Below are 16,741 nucleotides of genomic sequence, written 5' to 3' on the forward strand. Positions count from 1 at the left end.
GCTGTGTCCCCCGGTTCATGACGTTCAGCATCTGTGTCAGGGAACGGTACACCGACGGGGAGGGAACGGACCGGACGCGATTCGGCGTCGCGGTCACGACACGACTCCCGGCGGTCGGAACGCTCTGTCCGTTCGCCAGCGAAAACGGAGCTATCGCCACCCAAAGCCTCGTCAACGTCGAACTCGGACGAAAGGGAATCGAATACGTGGACGATGGACTCGCCATCGAGGACGCTCTCTCGGCGCTCCTCAACGCGGACGATGGGGCGGAAAACCGCCAACTCCACGGCATCGACTCGGACGGAACGTTCACCTTCTCCGGCGAGGAGTGCAACGGCTGGTACGGCCACGAGAGCGGCGAGAACTACACCGTCGCCGGGAACCTGCTGGCCGGCGAGTCCGTCATCGCCGAAACCGCACGAGCGTACCGCGAGAACAGCAACGAGGACCGACCATTGGCAGAACGACTCATCGACGCGTTGGCCGCGGGACAGGCCGAGGGCGGGGACAAGCGCGAAGAGCTGCACGTCCAAAGTGCGGCCCTCCTCGTGGAGACGACGGAATCGGCCGAGATGGACCCGTACTACAACGATTTACGCGTGGACGCCACCGAAACGCCGATAGCGGACCTGCGCGAGGCGTACGCGCTCGCGGGTGAGGGATTCGACGCCGCAGTGGAGCGCTACGAGGCGGCGCGGGACGCGGACGAACGTGACGAGTGATTCCGGACCGGCGTATCAGTTATCCATGGGTCGATGAACCGTCGGTATCCGACCCGAGTCGGCCCAAACGGGTGGGTTTATGCACGAGACGAACGCACGTCGGATTATGGAAGTCAAATCTCGCCATCATCTCCGAAGCGACGAGGTTCGAGAGATAGAGACCGCACTCGAAGACTCCCTCGGCGTCGAATTGGACGCGGACACCTACGAACTCGTAGAGTTGGAGGGTTCGGAGTTCGACATCGTGTTGGTCGACGGAGAACAGATGGTCGTCTACGTCGAGGAGGAACCGTTTCTCACCGTGCAGGGTGCGAACGCCTACCCGCCGACGAAGCGAGTCGTCACGGTGGACGCGGGTGCCGTATCGTTCGTCAGCGACGGCGCGGACGTGATGCGGCCCGGCATCGTCGAGGCGAACGACGACATCGAACCGGGCGATTTGGTCGCCATCGCGGAGGAGACCCACGGCAAGGTCCTCGCCATCGGACGGGCGAAGACGGACGGCGACGAGATGGTCGGTGATTCGGGAAAAGTCGTCGAATCGGTTCACTTCGTCGGCGACGAACTGTACGAGTTCGTAGTCTGAACGGATTCGGCAAAAAGGGGAAGTGGGGGGGCGTCGAAGGAACTAGCATGTGGGGTTCCCGGCGGAACCGGGAGAAGAAATCCGTCATCTGCATCGCGTGTGGCGACGCCGTTCGCCGCTCCGCGGCCCGCGAGTACGACAAGGAGGGAAATCGGTGGGAACGGAACGGGAAGACGTTCGAGCACCTCTGTAAGGCGTGTCACCGCGAACTCTGTCATCAACCACGCGACGAACTGGAGGGGCTGTTGGTGGACATCGGCGCGGGGGGTGTCGAACAGATGGAATTTTTGACCCGATACGAAACGGCCGTCAAAGACCGTTATGGCCCACTGGAAGAACGGGAAGGGTAGCCAGTCGATACGCCTAACTTCCCGACACCCTTACCAGCGGCCATGACGAGCGACGCACAGGCCGAGGCGGGAACCGCCGAAGGCCAAGGGCCGGTCGAAATCTCCGAAGACCTCGCAGAGCGACTGGAGAGCAAGCGCGAAAAGCTGTTCGAGAAGTTCGAAATCAGGGACGGGTTTCCGGGGGCCGTGATGACCGAGGCGGAGAAACGAACGGAAAACATCCAGCAGGAGATTCAGGACGAGGTGGAGGAGCGAACCGACCTGCGGGACATGACGACGTGGACGACGGACCCCGTGGACGCACAGGACTTCGACGACGCCATTTCGGTCGAAGAGCACGAGGACGAGTACGTCCTCTGGGTCCACATCGCCGACGTGACCCACTACGTTCACCCCGAATCGAACATGTGGGAAGAAACAGTCAAACGTGGGAACACGGTGTACCTTCCCGGGTACACGATTCACATGTTGCCGCCGATGCTCGCGGAGACGGTCTGTTCGCTCGTCCCGAACGAAGACCGCCTCGCACACACCGTCGAGATGCACCTCGACAAGGAGAACCTCTCCTACGAGACCATCGATATCTACAAATCCGTCATCCAGAGCGACGAGCGACTCACCTACTCGCAGGCCGAGGAGCGACTCGACGACGAGGACGCGCCGCTCCACGAGGAGTGTAAACTCTCGTTCGAACTCGCGGATCGGATGCACGAACAGCGAAAGGAGGACGGCAGCCTCGTCCTGAACCCGCGACGTGACCGCGCCCACACCATCATCGAGGAGTCGATGCTGAAGGCGAACAAGGCCGTCACGCACGAACTGATGTGGGGCCGCGGCGTGGAAGCGATGTACCGCGTCCACCCACAGCCCACGCCCGACGAGTGGGGAAAGGCGCTACAGGAGATTCAGGATTTGAACGGCGTCTCGATTCCGGGCAGCACGTGGGACGACCCGCGAAAGGCGGTCAACGCCACGTTGGAGGAAGCACCGGGGCGACAACTCGACAAAATCCAGTGGGCCGTGATGAAGGTGATGCCCCGCGCTCGCTACATGAGCGACCCGTTCGGGGGCCACCACGCGCTGAACTTCGAGATTTACGGCCACTTCACCAGCCCGATTCGGCGGCTTTCGGACCTCATCAACCACTGGATAGTCTACACGAACGACGTGCCCGAGGACCTCGTGGCGCTCTGTGACCGCGCCAGCGACAAACAGGCCGACGCCGAAGCCTGCGAGCGCGAATACAAACAGTTCCTCGAAGAGGTCGGTCTCGACCCCAACGCGGTCAACAACCGCGGTATCGAAATCGTCGAGGACGACGAAGACGAGGACGAGGACTGAAACGGACGAACGGTCGATTTCCCCATCCATGTTCCCCGACTCGCGCACCGTCCTCGAACCGAACTGTTCGCGGTGTCCCGAACTCGTCGAGTGTCGAAACCGAATCTCGTGGGGAACCGGCCCGTTTTCGGCCGACGTGATGGTGGTCGGCGAGGCCCCCGGCGCTGGGAAACCGGACGCCGAGCGGTGGCAAGGCGGCAACTGGACGGGGATGGCCTACACCACGCGCCACTCGGGACGCAAAATACGGTCGTTGTTTTCCGACCTCGGCTACGAGGCGTACTTCACCAACGCCGTGAAGTGCTTCCCCGAGGGAGACGACGGGTCGAATCGGGAGCCACGTGCCGAGGAGTTGGAGAACTGTTTCGACCACCTGCGAACCGAAATAGAACGGGTCAGCCCTTCCGTCGTCGTTTCGACGGGAAAACACGCCACCGAAATCGTACTCGATTTCGAGTCGATTCCCGTGGACGGCTTTCTCGACCGGGTACTGTCGCCTGTCGAGTGCGAGCGCCTCGGCGTGATGCTGTTGCCACTCTTGCACCCATCCTACGAAAACGTCTGGCGTGAACGACTCGGCTACGACCGGTCGGAATACGTCGCTGCCATCGAGTCCAAGCTCACGGCACTCGTTTGATTACTCGTCTGCAGGGGTTGCTCCGGACACACCGGACGCCGAACTCGGGTCGTCCGCGATGCGAATCCATCCGTCGCTTTCGTACGTGATTTCGTAACCACGGTACTTGAACACCGCTTTGCCACCATCTCGAATCCGCCCGTCAACTCGCTGTCGGAACAGCGAGTCGAGCGCGTCCGGGTCCACGGCGTCGTACAGGCGCGGCCCGATTTCGTGGGGTGACGTGCCTTCGTGGTCCGCGATCGCGTTGACGACCCCGGTACTGGGCCGTTCACCGTCCTGCAAACGGTAGGAAGTATGTTCCATTCCAGTATTTGCTTTAAGATTCGTCAATGGATAAGTATGTCGGATAAATCTGTGCAAATCGGATTCTAAAGATAGAATTTCCCCTATTTCGAAATAATCTCGTCGATGTCACTCCGAGACGGTCTCTTCACCGAAATGGTCGAAGGGTCGGTTGTGCTCGTCTTTGACCAGCACTTCGTTCACGACGTCCAACCCGATCTTATCGAGTTTCCGACCGACGGCGGTCACGTCGTCACGAGTCCGCGCGACCGCCTCGACGTGGAGGTTCTCCACGCCAGCCATGATTTCCTTGACGTTGACGACCCTCGACACGTTGAGCGCTTCCTCGCCCAACTCCTCGCGGTCGGGAATCGGCGCGGTGCAGATGAAGAGAACTCGAAGTGGAAATCCCGCGTCGTGGTAGTCGATTTTGGGATGGTAGCCGTCGATGACGCCCTTCTCTTCCAGTCGTTGGAGTCGGTTGCCGACGGTGCTGGCGGAGACGCCCACCGCGTCGCCGATTTCGGTCGTCGTCATGCTACGTGCGTCCTGTTGGAGCAGGTGGAGAATGCCCCGGTCAACGTCGTCCAGTGTGTCGTGGCTCATTGTTGTATGTAAATGGGTTCTCGTTTTTCGTCCCTAAAAAGTCGGCACGCGTTCGAGATGACAAACTTTCGTGGGAGGAATGGCCGAAACACGGCGAGAAGCCAACTCGCCACCAGAGCCTCCGGCACCGTCGAACACTTGCCAAGTCCGTCACACCCGGGCTTCGGGCGTATTTCATACGAGTACCGCTATCGGCTTTATTATATTCCGGCTAAGCGGAATGCGGCGGGCGAGAACTGGGTGAAACTGTGGCTAAATCGAAGTCGTGGGTTCGGTCGGATTCCGGGTTTCAGGCCGGTTTTCGCGCCGGTTTGGGGTATGAAACGGTGGGAAAAACGACATGTAGTGGAGAAACGGGCGACCGTTCGGAGAGTGACGACTGCCACGGAACGGCATTTGGAAAGGAACGAAACTCACTCCCGCTCGTTGCCTTCGAGCGAGTCAAGCGGAGTTCCCAAGGATATCGGACAGCCGCAGGTGGGAGAGCAGTTCCTTGTCGAGCAATTCGACGCGAGGGAGTTGAAACGGAGAGAAGAATAGCCGGTATTTGGCGTTCTTGGGCGGGACTGAACTACGCCAAGATGCTCTACTCGCGGTTTCACCGCTCGCATTCGAGGTGCAAAGCGCCTCACAGTCGCTCGCTGGTATTCGACTCGTCTAAGTAAAATACTGCTCGTCCATTCCTCACTGCGTTCGTCATGGACTCGCCGGGAGTCCCGCGAGCGAACCTCGTGAGCGAGGGGAACTACGGCGAGTCCACTGATCGAACGAAACGAAGTGAAGTGAGAGAAGTGGACTCGCCGGGATTTGAACCCGGGGCCTCTTCCTTGCGAAGGAAGCGATCTGCCACTGATCTACGAGCCCTCGACTTATTGTACCGCCCGGTCGTTACTTGTAGCTTGTGTTTCGACGCGAAGGATGTGAAGGCGTCCCGCGATTAGGCCGACCGCGAAGCCGGTGAAGTGGGCGAGGAGCGCCACGCCCGGCGCGGCCGTCATCAGCGTGATGAGGGCGGTGAAGACGACGACGATGGCGGCCTGTGCGCGCCGCGAAAGGCGGAGACGACCGAACACGGCGTCCGAGACGGGGTTCCCGGCGAGGAGGTAGCCGTACAGGCCGAGGACCGCGCCGCTTGCTCCGAGGACGGCGGGAGCGCCCGCGGAGAACAGGCCGCCGAGCCATACCTGTACGAGCCCGGAGAGCATCCCGACGGTGATGAAGAAGGCGTGAAAGCGCGCCGTGGTCGTCACGCGTTCGACGAGGAGTCCGGCCACCACCAGCGCGATGGCGTTGGAGAACAGGTGCCCGAAGTTGGCGTGGGAATAGACGCTCAACGGAAGCGTCCACGGACGAACTCCGACGGGTGGTGCGAGTGCGAACAGGCTGACCGCCCAGAAGGGCCTAATGAACCCGAGTGCGGACTGGAAGGCGAACACGACGGCGAAGGCGACGAGCGTCTGTATCGTCGGCGAGCGGGGGAGACGCATACTACTACTCATCACCGAAACCACAAAAAACGAACCCACGGAGCGACCGCTGGTCGGCGGGTGAAAAACGAAAGAAGATTGCGCGGATTTCCGAGAACGGGGATACGGGGTATCTTAGTCCTCGAGGACGATTTCGATGCTCACGTCGTTCGGGACCTGAATGCGCATCAACTGTCGAAGCGCGCGTTCATCGGCGTCGAGGTCGATGAGGCGCTTGTGGACGCGCATTTCCCAGTGTTCCCACGTCGCAGTGCCCTCTCCGTCGGGCGACTTGCGCGTCGGAATCTCCAGCGTCTTCGTCGGGAGCGGAATCGGGCCGCTCAGGGAGACGCCGGTTTTCTCGGCGATTTCACGGACATCGTCGCAGATGTCGTCGAGGTCCGAGGGGTTGGCTCCCGCGAGTCGGACACGTGCTTGCTGCATCGTTTACTTCTCGTTGACTTCGAGGACTTGACCGGCCGCGACGGTCTGGCCCATGTCACGGATTGCGAACGAGCCGAGTTCCGGAATCTCGCCCGCGGGTTCGATGCTGAGTGGCTTCTGCGGTCGAACCGTGACTTTTGCTGCGTCACCGGACTTGATGAAGTCAGGGTTCTCCTCTGCGACTTCACCGGTGGACGGGTTGATCTTCGCGTCGATGGACTCGATGGTACACGCGACCTGCGCCGTGTGGGCGTGGAAGACGGGCGTGTAACCGGCCGTGATGACGCTCGGGTGCTGCATCACGACGATGCGGGCCGTGAACGTGTCGGCCACTTTCGGTGGGTCGTCGGCGGGGCCACACACGTCACCGCGACGAATGTCGTCCTTGCCGATGCCGCGGACGTTGAATCCGACGTTGTCACCGGGTTCCGCTTTCGGAACTTCCTCGTGGTGCATCTCGACGGTCTTCACTTCGCCGCCGACGTCGCTGGGCTGGAACGAGACGTTGTCGCCCGTGTTGAGCGTACCGGTCTCGACACGTCCGACCGGCACCGTACCGATACCGGAGATCGTGTAGACGTCCTGGATGGGCAGACGGAGGTCAGCGTCCGTTGGCGGCTCGGGTGCTTCGAGGTTGTTGAGGGCCTCGAGCAGCGTCGGGCCGTCGTACCAAGGCGTGTTGTCCGAGGACTCGGAGACGTTGTCGCCCTCGAACGCCGAGGTGGGGACGAACGTCGCGTCGTCGGACTTGAAGTTGACCTGCTTCAGGAGCTTCGAAACCTGGTCCTTGACGTCCTTGTACTTGTCCTCACTGTAATCAACGACGTCCATCTTGTTGACCGCGATGATAAGTTCGTTGATACCCAGCGTCTTCGAGAGGAAGACGTGTTCCTGGGTCTGCGGCGCGACACCGTCGTCGGCGGCGACGACGAGGACCGCGTTGTCCGCCTGCGATGCGCCCGTGATCATGTTCTTCACGAAGTCACGGTGGCCCGGACAGTCGACGATGGTGAAGTAGTACTCGTCGGTGTCGAACTCCTGGTGGGCGATGTCGATGGTGACACCACGCTCTCGCTCCTCCGCGAGGTTGTCCATCACGTAGGCGAACTCGAAGCCGCCCTTCCCCTTCTCTTCCGCTTCTTCGCGGTGCTGTTCGATTACGTGCTCCGGGACGCTCCCTGTCTCGAAGAGGAGTCGCCCGACCATCGTGCTTTTACCGTGGTCGACGTGGCCGATGACGGCCAAGTTCTGGTGTGGTTTGTCGCTCATTGTATATCTCACGCGCAGATGCGCTCTGGAGGAATTATTTGGCAGAAGCGGTTAAAACCATTTCGATACGCTATGCAGGCCATCTCGCCGCCGTCTGGCGGTTAATGGCAACAGATGTCATGGTGGAATGGAACACGGACGGTCGTCACGACTCCCGGTCGAGACGGGTCACATCGGCCAAAACGGCGGTGGCGGTTTCGTCGCCGCCGGCACCGCGGCCGCTGATGTTCAACTGTCCCGCGTGTTTCGTCTCGAATTGAACGATGTTACGCGTCCCCGAGACTGCAAGCGTTCCGTTTTCGGGCACTAAACGGGGACCGACGCTTACCCCGTTCGGAGACACTTCGCCGACCAACCGAATCGTCCACCCGTCCTCCGCCGCGAGTTCGAGCGCGCTTCCCGGCAAGTCTCGGATACCCTCGATGTCGGCGTCCGCAATCGTGTAGCCTCCATCGAACAACACGTTCGCGAGGATGGCACATTTCAGGGCGGCGTCGGTGCCGTCGACGTCGAACGACGGGTCAGCCTCGGCCACGCCGAGGTCCTGTGCTTCCGCGAGGACGTGTTCGTAGCTCAGCCCTTCGGTCGCCATCCGCGAGAGGACGAAGTTGGCGGTCCCGTTGAGGACGCCACGAACCGCCGTGACGTTCTCGGTGCCGACGTCGGTGATGGTCGAGAGGACGGGAATCGCACCGCCGACGGTCGCCTCGAAGAGGAGGCTTCCCTCGCTGTCGTATTCGAGTTCGCGCAGTTCGTCGTAGCGCTCCGCGACCGGACCCTTGTTCGCCAGCACGACGTGTCGGTCGGTCGCGAACGCTTCGCGTGCGTGGTCGAATCCGGGTTGTGCGTCGCCGAGCGTCGTCGGCGTCGCTTCGACCAACACGTCGTACTCGCTTTCCAGTGCGGTTTGCGGGTCGGCGTCCCCGACGGTCCCGTCACTGCCCTTGCGTTCGAGCGTGGCCGCCACGTCGATGCCGCTCTCGTCCACGACCGCACCCGACGAATCCGCCAGCGCCGTTACGGTGTGACCGTACTCCCCCGCCAGTTCGACGACGGACCGACCGACGGCACCCGCACCGAACACGGCGATTTTCATGCGGCTTCCTCCCCATCGGTCAGCGGTCCGATGACACGCAATTCCTTTTCGTCGGCGACCGTCCCCACGGTGTCGAGAACGTCGCGCGTGTCGGCTGAATCCGTGGCGAGGCGCAAACGGGCGCTCGAAACATCGCCCGTTCCCTCGGGTGCGGAGAGCGAAATATCGACCACGGACGCGTTCGATTCCGCCGTAATCCGGGAGAGCGTATCCGACACGTCGGTGTCGATGATGTGCCCGGTGAGAATCACCGTGACCTCCTCGTCGTATCGCTCCGCGCCCGCGCGGATGACGTTAATGCTCGCCGTTCGAAGCGCGGAAACGATGGTCTCGAAGCGGTTGGGATGGCACTCGAAATCGACTTCGACCGGAATGTTGCCGCGGGGGGTAAGCGACCCGCGTTCGTGAAAGACACTGAGTAAGTTGCCGCCGTAGTCGGCAATGGGTTCGAGGGCCCGGAGCAGTTCGCCCGGTTCGTCCGAGAGTTCCAGTCGAACCGTATACGCCTGCACCGGTCCGCCGCCGTGGTCGGTCATACTGACAGGATTGGGGGACGGGGAGCAATAAACCTTCAGTCGGTCGCAAAATTCTCCAATCGGATGAAAGCAACGGGATGCAACGGAAACGAACGATACGAAACCGCGATTAGTCCAAGCCTATGACATGCGTTAACGGGGTCGTAGTAATATCCCTGGCCCATGAACGCCGAGTCGGTGATAGAAGATGCGATTTACCGATGCCGTCGGTGCGAGTAGTACGGGTACGAATCAGAACCACGTGTGTGCATTCTGCCAAACGGCGTTCGATAGCCGCGAGCGGGTCTGCCCGGTGTGTAACGCAGAAATCGTCCTCCGGGGAGACCGATAGCTGAGCGCAGTGTTCCAAACTGGGTACTCATCGAGACAGAGACGCGACTGAGTGGACGATACCGCCGAAACCGATACGTGCTGTTCTCCGCCAACCTGCCCGTGAGACGCATCTCGGCGCACCGATAGCGAGGTGACGGGTGCAGTCGCTCGCCTGACTCGGGCGACGACACAAAAGATAGCAGTTCGAAAGCGAAGCGCGGCGTCGATTAGAAGTAATCGACAGCCTGCGGCAGTTCCAGCTTCATGCCTTTGCGCTCGCGGATCTCCATGATGGTCTCGGGTTGGAGGTTGTCCGCCATGACGCGGAACCCGGCGTTCTCCGTGTTCCACGACGCACGACCTTCCGTCGCACTGCGGATGTCCGAGGAGAATCCGATCATCTCGTCGACGGGCGCGATACCCTCGACGACCATCAAGTCCCCTTCTTGATACATGTCGTCCACGCGGCCACGGCGACCCTGAATCTCGCCGGACGCGGCACCCATGTGCTCGTTCGGCACGTCGATACGAACGTCCTGAATCGGTTCGAGGAGTTTGATGTGGCCGTGGATGAGTGCGTTGTGCACTGCCTGCCGGACCGCAGGGATGACCTGTGCCGGACCACGGTGGATAGTGTCCTCGTGGAGGCGCGCATCGTTGAGTTTGATGAGCGTCCCTTCGACGGGTTCGGCAGCGAGCGGACCGTCGTCAAGCGCCTCTCGGAGGCCCTCGATGACGAGTTCCATCGTCTCGTTCAGGTGCTGGATACCCTTCGTGTTGTCGATGAGGATGTTCGTCCCGTGGATGTGCTCCACGTTCTGGCTGGTATCCTTGTCCATGCCGGCCTCTTGGAGCACTTCACGGCGCTCCTGTTCGGGCATGTCCATCGAGATGTCCCCGAGTTTCAGTTTCTCGACGATTTCGTCCGACAGCGGTTCGACCGTGAGGTAGAACCGGTTGTGGCGGTTCGGGGAGATACCTTCGACTTCGGTGGTCGCTCCCTGGACCTTCTCGCGGAAGACGACGATAGGCTCACCAGTCGTCACCGGGATACCCTGATTGCGCTCGATACGCTGGGTGATGACTTCGAGGTGGAGTTCACCCTGTCCGCTGATGAGGTGTTCCCCCGTGTCCTCGTTGATATCGATTTGGATGGTCGGGTCTTCCTTGGAGACCTGTCGAAGCGTCTCGATGAGTTTCGGCAGGTCGTCCATGCTCTTTGCCTCGACGGATTTCGTGATGACGGGTTCGCTGATGTGCTCGATGGACTCGAACGGCGTCATCTCCACGCTCGATACCGTGGAACCGGCGATAGCGTCTTTCAGACCGGTGACGGCCGCGATGTTCCCTGCAGGGACGCGCTCCACTTCCTCGCGTTCGCCACCCATGTAGATACCGACGCTCTGGACACGGTTCGTTCCGACGGTTCCCGAGATGTAGAGGTCTTGGCCCTTCTCCAGCGTTCCGGAGAAGACACGACCGGCGGAGATTTCGCCGGCGTGCGGGTCGATGCCGATGTCGGTGACCATCAGGACGACTTCGCCGTCCGGGTCCACGAGTCGCATCTGCTCGGCGAGTTCAGACTCGTCGTCACCACGCCAGACGCGGGGAATACGGCGGGGCTGAGCCTCGATGGGGTCCGGGAAGTGTTCACAGACCATGTCGAGGATGACGTCCGACAGCGGCGTTCGCTCGTGGAGCTCTTGACGCTTGTCGTTGCGCTCGAGTTCCATGATGTCGCCGAAGTCCATGCCCGTCGCTTGCATCGACGGCATGGAGACACCCCACTTGTAGAGTGCCGACCCGAACCCGACGGTTCCGTCTTCGACGGAGACGGTCCAGTCGTCCACGTCGTCCATGTCCTCGGTCATGCCGCGAATCAGCTCGTTCACGTCGTCGATGACGTTGAGCAGGCGGCGTTGCATCTCCTCGGGACCCTCTTGGAGTTCCGAGATGAGGCGGTCGACCTTGTTGATGAACAGGGTCGGCTTAACGCCCTCGCGGAGCGCCTGTCGGACGACGGTCTCCGTCTGGGGCATCGCGCCCTCGACGGCGTCCACGACGACGAGCGCACCGTCGACGGCGCGCATCGCCCGAGTCACGTCGCCACCGAAGTCGACGTGGCCCGGCGTGTCGATGAGGTTGATGAGGTGGTCGTTACCCTCGTACTCGTGGGTCATCGAGACGTTCGCCGCGTCGATGGTGATTCCGCGCTCCTGTTCGTCGTCCTCCGTGTCCATCATCAACTGGGTGGCTTCGCCTTGGTCGGCGATCATGCCCGCACCAGCGAGAAGGTTGTCCGTCAGTGTCGTCTTGCCGTGGTCGACGTGGGCGGCGATGGCGATGTTCCGGATTCGCTCCGGGTTGTCCATAAGCCGCTCACACTGTTCGACGATCTTCTTTCGTCTACCCATATATGGATATCCCTACCTGTACGAGGTTGAAAAGCGTAGTGTTTTCCCGTCCGAAAAACGGACGGAAACGGGCCATTTCCCTGCTAAACAGTCACATATGGCACAAGAGTAATGGCCGTGTAGACCGTGCCAACCACACGCATGGATATTCGAGTACACGGTTTGACGTCCCCGAGCCCATTCCTCAGCGCCTCCGACATCTTCGAAACCGAACTCGACCTCGAACGACCGGTTCACGTGCGCGTCCGTGACGACCCCGACGAACGGACGTGGACCGCCCACCCCGACGACCACCACGTCCTCAACATCTCGCGACAGGCCGCGACCAGCGTCATGGCCCGCGAACTCGCACTCCACGAGTACTCCCACATGGCGCGTAACGAGCAGGCCCACCCCTCGCACACCCAATCCACCGCCGAGGCGTTGTTCCTTGCGTTCGCGGGTCGGTCGGTCGAGCGTCGGAAACTCACGCACTGCTATCAGATCGCGAACCACATGAAGGACATCTACGCCGACGACATCACGCTCCGCGTCGGCCCGAGCGACAAACTCGTCATGTTCCTCGAATCGGAACTCGCGACGGCCGTCGCGGACCGTCCCGCCGAGATTCGCGGACGACGGCTGACCGCCACGTCCGACCCGGAAATGACCGCCGTCAACGCCGCCTTCGCCCTCGCCATGGTCGAGCGCCACGACCTCGTCCCGCGCGACCACCGACTCTATGACCTCGCCCGCACCGCCTCACGCGACGCCCCAACCGTGGACGTGCAGGGGTTCAAATACCGATTCCTCTCGCTGGCCGACGACCCGACCGAGAGCGAATACAGGAAAGCCCTCGTGGACACCGCTCGGGAGTACGTTCTCGGAAGCGGGAACGCGCCCGAACGGGCCGCGGACTGAAACACGGAGTAGGAACTCACGAACGGGATAAACGGGAGAATATATTCGAGAGAGTTTAGCGGGCCGCGGCGGCGACGCGTTCTTTCTCTTCTTTTTGGTTGACCGCGTAGGTCTGCACGTCGTAGTCCGCAGCGCCGATAAGCTGGGACGCGAGTGCTTCCTCGGCGTCGGTTGGCGACTTGAACGACGCGCCGTAGGCACCTTCCGCGATGAATTTCAGGGACTGGTCGACGCGACGCTGGGGCGCGACGTCGACTGCCTTGGGAACGGAGATACCACCGTATTTCAGGCGAACCGTCTCCTCACGCGGGGCGGCGTTCTCGACGGCACGGACGAGAACCTGAACCGGGTTCTCCTCGGTGCGCTCGTGAACGATATCGAACGCGCTGCGGACGATCTTCATCGTCTGCTGTTTCTTGCCCGTGTTCTCCTCCGTCTGCATGAGACGGTTGATGAGACGCTCGACGATGCTGATCTCGCTCTTCTGGAACTGCTTCGATGCGTGTCGACCCATCGTGTGCGCGACGGGGGTGATGGTGATGTAGCGCTCGGTGCTCGGGTCGCGGAACTCGATTTCCGAAACGTCCCACGTTCCGAACAGCTTCGCGGCCATCTCGTCGCCCTCGGTGCCGACTTCCTGTTCCGGCTCTGGTTGTTCTTCGTCTGCACTCATGGTTATCGGACCGGTTTCTCCGCGTTTCCGCGAACCAGTTCTTTCAGGCTCACGCCGTTGACCTTCTCGACCTTGTAGTTGACACCGGAGATGTCACCCATCGCACGACCTTTCGCACCACCGATTCCGGCGATGGTGACCTCGTCGTGCTCGTCGATGAACGAAATCGCTCCGTCACCGGGACAGAACGCGGAGACTTGCTTTCCGTTCTTGATGAGCTGGACACGGACACATTTCCGGATTGCGGAGTTGGGCTGTTTCGCCTCGATGCCCACTTTCTCCAGCACGATACCTCGGCCCTGCGGCGCGCCTTCGAGGGGGTCGGATTTCTCCCCGAGACCGCGCTCACGTCGGGCGTAATCGGAGTCAGACCACCGATGCTTCTGGCGGTCCTTCTTCAGCTTACGAGCTGCGTACTTGCCGTTCGCCATATGCAGTGGACTATCCGACGAAGGTACTTAAGCGTCCCCTTTTGGAAGCGACGAAACGGCCGCACGTCGCTCGAAAGGGGTCGATAAAGCGATTTGGGAGCGTTTCAGTGATTCTAAGGCGAGCCAACGGATTCGTTCGAAACGAACCGTGTCACTGGCCCGTCGAGGAATTCGTCCTCACCGACCGTGAAACGGCGTCCGCGAACCACCCGAACAGGACGAACAGCCACGTAACCGACAGCGAGACACCGACTGCCACGGCGGCGAATTGGACGTCGAGTGACTCCCGGAAGAGCACGCTCAGACCGAATCCGACGAGGTACGTCGCCAACAGCGGCCACCCGACGACGACTCCGAGCAGTCGCTCGACGTCACGAAGCCACACCGGCGTCGTCGTCACGTCGAGTGCTTGAATCCCGAGCAGCAGCGAAACGACCGCAAACAGCGCGAGTGCGTGATTCGAGGGGGCGAACAACCAGCGCCGCCACGTCGAAGTCGAACCCGCATCGACCACTTCGACGACCACGACGGCGACGACGTAGCTCACGACCACAGCACCGGTGGCGAATCCGAGTGCCCGCGGAACGACGCCGGATTTCCCGTACGCCATCGCGATGCCCGCGTCCCGAACGATGAACCAGAGGAGCGGGTACAGAACGGCGGCGAACGGAAAGGCGAGCGCCCGGCGGGGGAAAAGGAGGGAGCGGAGAGTCATACCACGAAAATGGAGATTATCTAAGATAAATCTTGATACGGAGACTACTCTCGGCGGTTGCGAGCCGACCATTCCCGATGCCCGGAAAACCTATGATGTATCGCCCGACCAAATTCCGACTGGAAAACAATTCGTGCAGGCCGTAAATGCCGACTACCCACCGCGAGCGGGAGCGTAGCGACCGGCGAGCGGGCCAAACGACGACCGAAGCGAACGCAGTGAGCGACGGGAGGAGCGCCGGCTTTTGGTCCAGCTTTTTCCAGGGAGTAAGGCAGAGAGCGAACGCGGTTCGCGTTCGCTCTCTGCTCACGACCGCAGAAAAAGGTGGGTGGGTTAGGTCAACTGGATGTCGTCCACGTCGAAGTGGCGCGCCACCAGCAGTTTCGCCGCCTCGATGTTACGGCCGTTCGTCCCGATGGCGACGCCGGTGTCCTGCTGTGCCACCTCGGCGTAGGCGACCGTGTCGTTGTTCTCGCTGATGGTGACGTGTCGGACTTCCGCCGGGGCGAGCGCGTTGACCACGAACCGGCCCGGTTCGTCGGCGTCTTCGACGAGTTCCACGTCCGCACCGAGTTGTTCCTCGACGTTCCGAACGTGTTCGCCACCGGGCCCGATAGCCTGTCCCATCTCGCCGGGTTTGACGACGAAGATGACGCGCTTTTCGTCGTCGTCACCGAGGACGATGCAGTCCCGCGCCGTCGCGCCCGTTTCGTCCTCGAAGAGGGCGATGTACTGGCGGGCCGTGTCGGTGAGCGTGACCGTCATCAGTCGGACGGTTCCGCGCCGCGACTGACCGAACCCATCCGGAGGTCTACGTCGCCCGTTCCGAGCTTGATCGGTTTGCCGACGATGACGTTCTCGATGACGCCGTTCAGGTCGTCTATTTCGCCGTGGATGGCGGCGTCGAGCAGGTGGTTCACCGTCACCTCGAACGCCGCACGTGCGAGGACGGACTCCTTGCTGCCCGAGATACCGTGTCGACCGATGGACTCGATGGTTCCGCGGTTGGTCATGATGTCCGACACCAGCATCAGGTGTCGGACGTTCACGTCGTCGAGACCCTGCTCTTCCAGCGTGTCCATCGTCTCCTCGATGATGGATTCGCGTGCCGCCTCGACGCCGAGCGTTCGGTAAATCTCGTGGATGTTGTTACACGTCGTCCGAGAGGCGTCGACGCCCTCGATTTCGAGGGCGTCGGCGAACGCCGACCCTTCGGTGTAGAGGACGAACTCTTCGCCGTCGTCGAGGGATTCGCGCCGAATGACGACGCGGGAAATCTCTTCGATACCCTTGAAGACGATTTCGCGGAGTTCCTCGACCAACTGGAGGAGTCGTCGGTAACTCGGCTGGTCGGGACCGAACTCGATGATCGAATTCCTCTGGGTCGTCTTGACGCCGAGGCTGTCCTCGATGATGGACGATACCTCGTCGGGGGTTATCATCCGCTCTTCGAGCGTGTCCTCGTTCAGGTTGATGGACACTATCATGTCGGCGACGTTCGTCGAGATGTCTCCGAGTGCGAGGATTTTCGTCGCCTCGATGTTCCAGACGACTTCGTGGGCCTTCTCGCGGTTTTCCGCGTACTCGTCCTCGAGATAGACGGTCATGATGGGTGTGTCGGGCGTCTTCCGTGCGTCCACCAGTTCGATGAGGCGCGGAAGTCCCTGTGTGACGTCCATCTCCGCCACACCCGCGTAGTGGAACGTGTTCATCGTCATCTGCGTTCCCGGTTCCCCGATGGACTGGGCGCTCACCGTACCGACGGGGTCGAGCGGGTCGACGCGCGTATCGAGATAGCGGTGTTCGACCGCCTTGGCGATGTCCGTTACCTGTTCGAGCGAGACGCCATCGCGCGATTCGATGGTCTCGTACACTTCGTCCTTGAGTCGTCGGGGAAGCTCCGTGTCCTCGACGATGGCTTCCATATCGTCTGTTACGTTAGTCATCGTTCACCTGAA

At 61.3% G+C, this 16,741-nt stretch carries 19 protein-coding genes and 1 tRNA gene; 6 read left to right on the plus strand and 14 right to left on the minus strand.

The annotated features are described in order from the left end of the window. Positions 1 to 17: 17 nt before the first annotated feature. The 5 genes from AC1XDK_RS10275 to AC1XDK_RS10295 all read left to right on the plus strand — a co-directional run bounded on the left by AC1XDK_RS10275 (position 18) and on the right by AC1XDK_RS10295 (position 3,636). Positions 18 to 722, plus strand: coding sequence for a DUF1028 domain-containing protein (locus AC1XDK_RS10275; protein ID WP_483349794.1), 705 nt, complete (start codon positions 18 to 20; stop codon positions 720 to 722). A 106-nt stretch (positions 723 to 828) separates the two neighbouring features. After that, positions 829 to 1,308 carry an RNA-binding protein gene (locus AC1XDK_RS10280; RefSeq protein ID WP_483349795.1) on the plus strand — a complete coding sequence of 160 codons (480 nt, stop codon included), beginning with the start codon at positions 829 to 831 and terminating at the stop codon, positions 1,306 to 1,308. A 47-nt stretch (positions 1,309 to 1,355) separates the two neighbouring features. Next, positions 1,356 to 1,658, plus strand: coding sequence for a DUF7562 family protein (locus AC1XDK_RS10285; RefSeq protein ID WP_483349796.1), 303 nt, complete (start codon positions 1,356 to 1,358; stop codon positions 1,656 to 1,658). Between the two features lie 42 nt (positions 1,659 to 1,700). Next, a complete protein-coding gene (locus AC1XDK_RS10290) occupies positions 1,701 to 2,999 on the plus strand; it encodes a ribonuclease catalytic domain-containing protein (protein ID WP_483349797.1) in 1,299 nt (432 codons plus the stop codon). A 28-nt stretch (positions 3,000 to 3,027) separates the two neighbouring features. Next, positions 3,028 to 3,636 carry a uracil-DNA glycosylase gene (locus AC1XDK_RS10295; protein WP_483349798.1) on the plus strand — a complete coding sequence of 203 codons (609 nt, stop codon included), beginning with the start codon at positions 3,028 to 3,030 and terminating at the stop codon, positions 3,634 to 3,636. On the opposite strand, the gene AC1XDK_RS10300 is transcribed toward AC1XDK_RS10295, so the two are convergent. The 9 genes from AC1XDK_RS10300 to AC1XDK_RS10340 form a co-directional block, all read right to left on the minus strand. After that, entirely contained in the window at positions 3,637 to 3,942 is a 306-nt protein-coding gene (locus AC1XDK_RS10300; RefSeq protein ID WP_483349799.1) for a HalOD1 output domain-containing protein, read from the minus strand. Between the two features lie 108 nt (positions 3,943 to 4,050). Further along, positions 4,051 to 4,527, minus strand: a complete 477-nt coding sequence (locus tag AC1XDK_RS10305; RefSeq protein ID WP_483349800.1) for an Lrp/AsnC family transcriptional regulator — start codon at positions 4,525 to 4,527, stop codon at positions 4,051 to 4,053. A 792-nt stretch (positions 4,528 to 5,319) separates the two neighbouring features. After that, positions 5,320 to 5,391: transfer RNA gene (locus AC1XDK_RS10310), tRNA-Ala, on the minus strand. A gap of 5 nt (positions 5,392 to 5,396) precedes the next feature. Continuing rightward, positions 5,397 to 6,014 (minus strand): rhomboid family intramembrane serine protease, encoded by a 618-nt coding sequence (locus AC1XDK_RS10315; RefSeq protein ID WP_483349801.1) that lies wholly within the window; start codon positions 6,012 to 6,014, stop codon positions 5,397 to 5,399. A gap of 114 nt (positions 6,015 to 6,128) precedes the next feature. Beyond that, a complete protein-coding gene (gene rpsJ / locus AC1XDK_RS10320) occupies positions 6,129 to 6,437 on the minus strand; it encodes a 30S ribosomal protein S10 (protein WP_007979652.1) in 309 nt (102 codons plus the stop codon). Between the two features lie 3 nt (positions 6,438 to 6,440). Next, positions 6,441 to 7,706 (minus strand): translation elongation factor EF-1 subunit alpha, encoded by a 1,266-nt coding sequence (gene tuf, locus AC1XDK_RS10325; RefSeq protein ID WP_483349802.1) that lies wholly within the window; start codon positions 7,704 to 7,706, stop codon positions 6,441 to 6,443. Positions 7,707 to 7,851: 145 nt separating this feature from the next. Continuing rightward, positions 7,852 to 8,802: a homoserine dehydrogenase gene (locus tag AC1XDK_RS10330; RefSeq protein ID WP_483349803.1), complete on the minus strand. Its 951-nt coding sequence runs from the start codon at positions 8,800 to 8,802 to the stop codon at positions 7,852 to 7,854. Beyond that, positions 8,799 to 9,338, minus strand: a complete 540-nt coding sequence (locus AC1XDK_RS10335; protein ID WP_483349804.1) for an amino acid-binding protein — start codon at positions 9,336 to 9,338, stop codon at positions 8,799 to 8,801. The genes AC1XDK_RS10330 and AC1XDK_RS10335 overlap by 4 nt, the downstream gene beginning before the upstream one ends. A 539-nt stretch (positions 9,339 to 9,877) precedes the next feature. Next, positions 9,878 to 12,064, minus strand: a complete 2,187-nt coding sequence (locus AC1XDK_RS10340; RefSeq protein ID WP_483349805.1) for an elongation factor EF-2 — start codon at positions 12,062 to 12,064, stop codon at positions 9,878 to 9,880. A 141-nt stretch (positions 12,065 to 12,205) separates the two neighbouring features. Between AC1XDK_RS10340 and AC1XDK_RS10345 the strand changes: the two genes are divergently transcribed. Then, complete coding sequence (locus tag AC1XDK_RS10345) at positions 12,206 to 12,964, plus strand: DUF5781 family protein (RefSeq protein WP_483349806.1); 759 nt, start codon at positions 12,206 to 12,208, stop codon at positions 12,962 to 12,964. Positions 12,965 to 13,019: 55 nt separating this feature from the next. Here the strand turns inward: AC1XDK_RS10345 and AC1XDK_RS10350 are convergent, their stop codons facing one another. The 5 genes from AC1XDK_RS10350 to rpoA2 form a co-directional block, all read right to left on the minus strand. Next, positions 13,020 to 13,637 (minus strand): 30S ribosomal protein S7, encoded by a 618-nt coding sequence (locus tag AC1XDK_RS10350; protein ID WP_483349807.1) that lies wholly within the window; start codon positions 13,635 to 13,637, stop codon positions 13,020 to 13,022. Positions 13,638 to 13,639: 2 nt separating this feature from the next. Then, the gene (locus AC1XDK_RS10355; RefSeq protein ID WP_007979666.1) at positions 13,640 to 14,068 is read right to left on the minus strand and encodes a 30S ribosomal protein S12; all 429 of its coding nucleotides are present in this window, start codon (positions 14,066 to 14,068) and stop codon (positions 13,640 to 13,642) included. 151 nt (positions 14,069 to 14,219) lie between these two features. Further along, on the minus strand, positions 14,220 to 14,783 hold the full coding sequence (locus tag AC1XDK_RS10360) for a hypothetical protein (RefSeq protein ID WP_483349808.1): 564 nt from the start codon (positions 14,781 to 14,783) through the stop codon (positions 14,220 to 14,222). 333 nt (positions 14,784 to 15,116) lie between these two features. Next, positions 15,117 to 15,548: a NusA-like transcription termination signal-binding factor gene (locus tag AC1XDK_RS10365; RefSeq protein ID WP_483349809.1), complete on the minus strand. Its 432-nt coding sequence runs from the start codon at positions 15,546 to 15,548 to the stop codon at positions 15,117 to 15,119. Continuing rightward, positions 15,548 to 16,729: a DNA-directed RNA polymerase subunit A'' gene (gene rpoA2 / locus AC1XDK_RS10370; protein ID WP_483349810.1), complete on the minus strand. Its 1,182-nt coding sequence runs from the start codon at positions 16,727 to 16,729 to the stop codon at positions 15,548 to 15,550. The genes AC1XDK_RS10365 and rpoA2 overlap by 1 nt, the downstream gene beginning before the upstream one ends. Positions 16,730 to 16,741 lie beyond the last annotated feature (12 nt).

The sequence above is a fragment of the Haladaptatus sp. HS23 genome (assembly GCF_056892285.1).